The organism is Planctomycetota bacterium (assembly GCA_038746835.1).
GTDB lineage: Bacteria > Planctomycetota > Phycisphaerae > Tepidisphaerales > Tepidisphaeraceae > JBCDKH01.
Genome location: JBCDKH010000277.1, coordinates 1 through 3,253, shown reverse-complemented (window position 1 = coordinate 3,253; position 3,253 = coordinate 1). Strand labels below are relative to the sequence as shown.

The window sequence follows — 3,253 nt, the reverse complement described above, 5'->3', positions numbered from 1 at the left end:
GGTTGGCGGGCTGGGTCCTCGTGTGTACGATCCCGGGCAAGGCGTGGCGACCCGCACTCAACGCGACGAAGGCACGTCGCCCGACATCCGGGCGACGCTCGACGAGCTCGAAGAGGGCATCGAGGCGCTGCTGCCTGCGAGTGAAACGAGCTGGCGTCGGGTGCGGCACCCGAGCGAAGTCACCAACGTTGGCGAGCAGCTTCGCCTGATGGTCATCGGGCTCGAGCCCAAGGCCCGCAAGCTCACGCTGAGCCTCAAGCAGGCCGGCGGTGATCCGTGGGCCGAGGCGGCTGGCAAGTACCCGGCGGGCAGCACGCATCGCGGCAAGGTGACGCGTGTCGCCGACTTCGGCGCGTTCGTCGAGCTCGAGGCCGGCGTGGACGGGCTGGTGCACATCAGCGAGATGAGCGAAAACCGCGTCCGCCGGACTGAAGACGTCGTCAAGCTCGGCCAAGAGATCGACGCTCGCGTGCTGGAGGTCGACCCGGAGAAGCGTCGCCTACGCCTGACCCTCAAGAAGCACGACCCCGAGGCCGAGGCCCGGCTGGTCAAGGAACAGGCGGCTCGCGAGGCGAACAAGCAGCAGCGTCAGAAGCGGTTGAAGAAGCAGCCTCTCAAGGGTGGCTTGGACTTCTGAACCGCTTGTTTGATGGGTGGTTGCGACGCGTCGGATCGCTTAGCGGTGAGCGCTAGCGAGCGTGCTCTGCAGGCTCGTCTCGCGCTGTCAGGCTCGCTGACGCTCACGGCGAAACGAGCTGGATTCTGATGCTCATTCTCGCCCCCGCGGCCGCCGGCGCGCAGCGCCGTGCTTGGGGCGATGCCGAAACCAAAAGCGAAACCCAGTCGACTCCTCGCGGTCGGCCTCGTCCTGCCGATGCTGGCGGGTTGTTACCGCCGCGTCAGTTACGCCTCGCCCGACGGCCGGATGGTCGAGGTCATCAACGTCGGCTTCGACACGCAGATCGGAAGCCTGCACGCCGAAACGCCCGACGGCAGCGTGACGATTGAGGGCGCGACGAGCGAAGCTGCCATCGCGTCGAAGTTAACGGACCTGGCGGACAAGCTGGTCGACGTCGCCGCCAGCCGGGCGGTGCCGTGATGAGCCGGGCACACGTCCACCTCGCATTTTACCGCGGCGGCGAGCACGGCCGATTGCTCGATCGCCTTGTCGCTCGACACGACCCCGGCCCGCACAGCCACGTCGAGCTCGTCTTCGACGAACGCCCGAGACTTGGCACCAGCGTTTGCTTCAGCAGCTCCTGGCGCGACGGCGGCGTGCGGTTCAAGCGCATCCAACTCGGCGGCGACCGGGCGAACCGGTGGGACCTCGTGCCGGTCCGGCTCGGGCCTCGTCAGGTCGATCGCCTGCGTCGCTGGTGCGTGAACAAGGTCGGCGGCCAGTACGACTTGCCGGGCGTCCTCGCCTTCAAGTGGGCGTGCGTTCGCCATCGGCTCAACTGGTGGTTCTGCAGCGAGATCATGATCGCCGCCCTGCAACGCGTCGGCCTGCTTGAAGGGCTCGTCCCCGAGCGCTTCACGCCGAACGGGCTGTTCCACCACGTCACGAAGGAGATTGCACGATGAACGCCGCCACTCTTCCGCCGACGGTGCTTGCGGCGATGGTCTCCGGCGTGACGCTGCTTCTTCGCGAAGCCGTCGGCCGGGGCACTCGGGCGGCGCGATTCCGGCAAGACCGCCGTCGCCTCGAAGGCGAGCTCTCGTTCCAAGGTCAGGAGGCGCTCCTCAAGCAGGTGCAGGCTCTCTGGAGTGAGAATGCAACGCTCAAGGCCTGCGAGGCTGATCTGCGAGCACGGTGCCGAACGTTGGAGCGGATGTGCTCCGACCTTGAGCGGTCCAACCGAATGCTCGAAGCCCAGATCGACCGGCTGCGACGTCGGCTCGATCGCGACGATCGACTTCTGCCGCGGGATCTGCCGCCGGCCCAACTACCCTCTTCCACGGAGAAGCCATGCGACTAGCCCTGCTGATCCTGATGCTCCTTGTCATGCCGACGCGTCCTGTGTCGGCGGACGATCCGTTCGATGACGCGATGGACGCGCTGCTTCGCCTGCACGCCGAGAATGTCCGGCTCCAGGCGGAGAACGACGCACTACGCGATGCGGGCGAGCTACGGCTGGTCCAAGCTCTGACCGATCAAGCCGTCTTTGTCCAGGTCGACGAGCCCGACGTCGACGTCACCCACGTCTGGTCGAGCGACGGCACCACGCTCAAGGGTTTCAACGCTGCGTTTGTCTACGACGAGCCTGGCACGTACATGATCGACCTTGACGGCAAAGCCCACACACGCGTCGTCGTCGGTGCGCGGTCCGAACTGCTGATCCGACAGCTTCCCGCGGGCGAAGTCCGTGGCCCAATCGTCGCACGTGCAGGCGAGCTGATCCTCGGCCACCCCGATCCCCACCGCGGCACGATCATCACCGGTCCGAGCAACCGGCATCTCATCGACGCCACGGCAGGCAACGTCACCGTCCGCGGTGTCACGTTCCGTCACGACGACCTCGCCGGCAAGGACGGCATGTGCGTCCGGCCCGGCGACGGGCTCGCCGTCATCGACTGCACGATCGAGCGAGCGGCGAACGTCATCGTCACCGACTTCGGCTACCAGCTCGACGGCCTCTACTTCGCCGGCAATCGCCAAGTCGGGACCGACACGATCCGCCGCTACGGCCTGGGCCTCTTCGGCGACAGCACCAACGTCGTCGCCACCGGCAACACGTTCAACAACTCCAACGACGAGCACATCTTCCGGCTCAGCGGTGCCTACGACCGGACGGATTACGGCGGCACGCGCTTCGTCAGCGTCACGGGCAACGACCTCTCGAACCTGTCCGAACGCAACGGCGGACCGCCCCGAGACATGGGCAAGTCGGCGGTGATCCTGCAGGTCGGTGCTTTCGCCTACGTCGGCGACAACCGCCTCGTCGGAGCCAACGGCGTCGGCCCGCTCCCGCGTGGCCCCGAGAGCATCCGGTCCAAGGACACGCGGTTCCGCGTCGCCCGGTGGGAGAACAACGTCGTCGAGGGGACGATGCAATTCGACCACGGTGCCGAGCACGTTCGCTACGTCGGCGGCAGCATCACGAGCGAGACTGCCAACGCCGTCGAGTTCCACGGCGGCAGCGCCGAGCACGGCCGGAGCCTCGTCGACGTGGTGATGGAGGACTTCGTCATCACCGGCAAGGCGGGGCACGGCTCGCTGCTCCGCGTTTGGCCCGGTGCCCAGCCAGGCGAG

The 3,253-nt window shown here is 67.0% G+C and carries 5 protein-coding genes; all 5 read left to right on the top strand.

The annotated features are described in order from the left end of the window. A partial coding sequence (locus tag AAGI46_16540; protein MEM1013815.1) for a S1 RNA-binding domain-containing protein occupies positions 1–637 on the top strand: 637 nt, incomplete at its 5' end. Between the two features lie 180 nt (positions 638–817). Beyond that, complete coding sequence (locus AAGI46_16535; protein MEM1013814.1) at positions 818–1,099, top strand: hypothetical protein; 282 nt, start codon at positions 818–820, stop codon at positions 1,097–1,099. After that, the gene (locus AAGI46_16530) at positions 1,099–1,584 is read left to right on the top strand and encodes a hypothetical protein (protein MEM1013813.1); all 486 of its coding nucleotides are present in this window, start codon (positions 1,099–1,101) and stop codon (positions 1,582–1,584) included. Before AAGI46_16535 ends, AAGI46_16530 begins: the two co-directional genes overlap by 1 nt. Next, positions 1,581–1,979: a hypothetical protein gene (locus tag AAGI46_16525; GenBank protein MEM1013812.1), complete on the top strand. Its 399-nt coding sequence runs from the start codon at positions 1,581–1,583 to the stop codon at positions 1,977–1,979. The genes AAGI46_16530 and AAGI46_16525 overlap by 4 nt, the downstream gene beginning before the upstream one ends. Next, on the top strand, positions 1,970–3,253 hold a 1,284-nt coding region (locus AAGI46_16520; GenBank protein MEM1013811.1), incomplete at its 3' end, for a hypothetical protein. The genes AAGI46_16525 and AAGI46_16520, both read left to right, overlap by 10 nt.

Bases quoted from the DNA above. Each gene is read 5' to 3' on its own strand.
- AAGI46_16535 (MEM1013814.1), top strand. From the start codon at position 818: ATGCCGAAACCAAAAGCGAAACCCAGTCGACTCCTCGCGGTCGGCCTC.
- AAGI46_16530 (MEM1013813.1), top strand. From the start codon at position 1,099: ATGAGCCGGGCACACGTCCACCTCGCATTTTACCGCGGCGGCGAGCAC.
- AAGI46_16525 (MEM1013812.1), top strand. From the start codon at position 1,581: ATGAACGCCGCCACTCTTCCGCCGACGGTGCTTGCGGCGATGGTCTCC.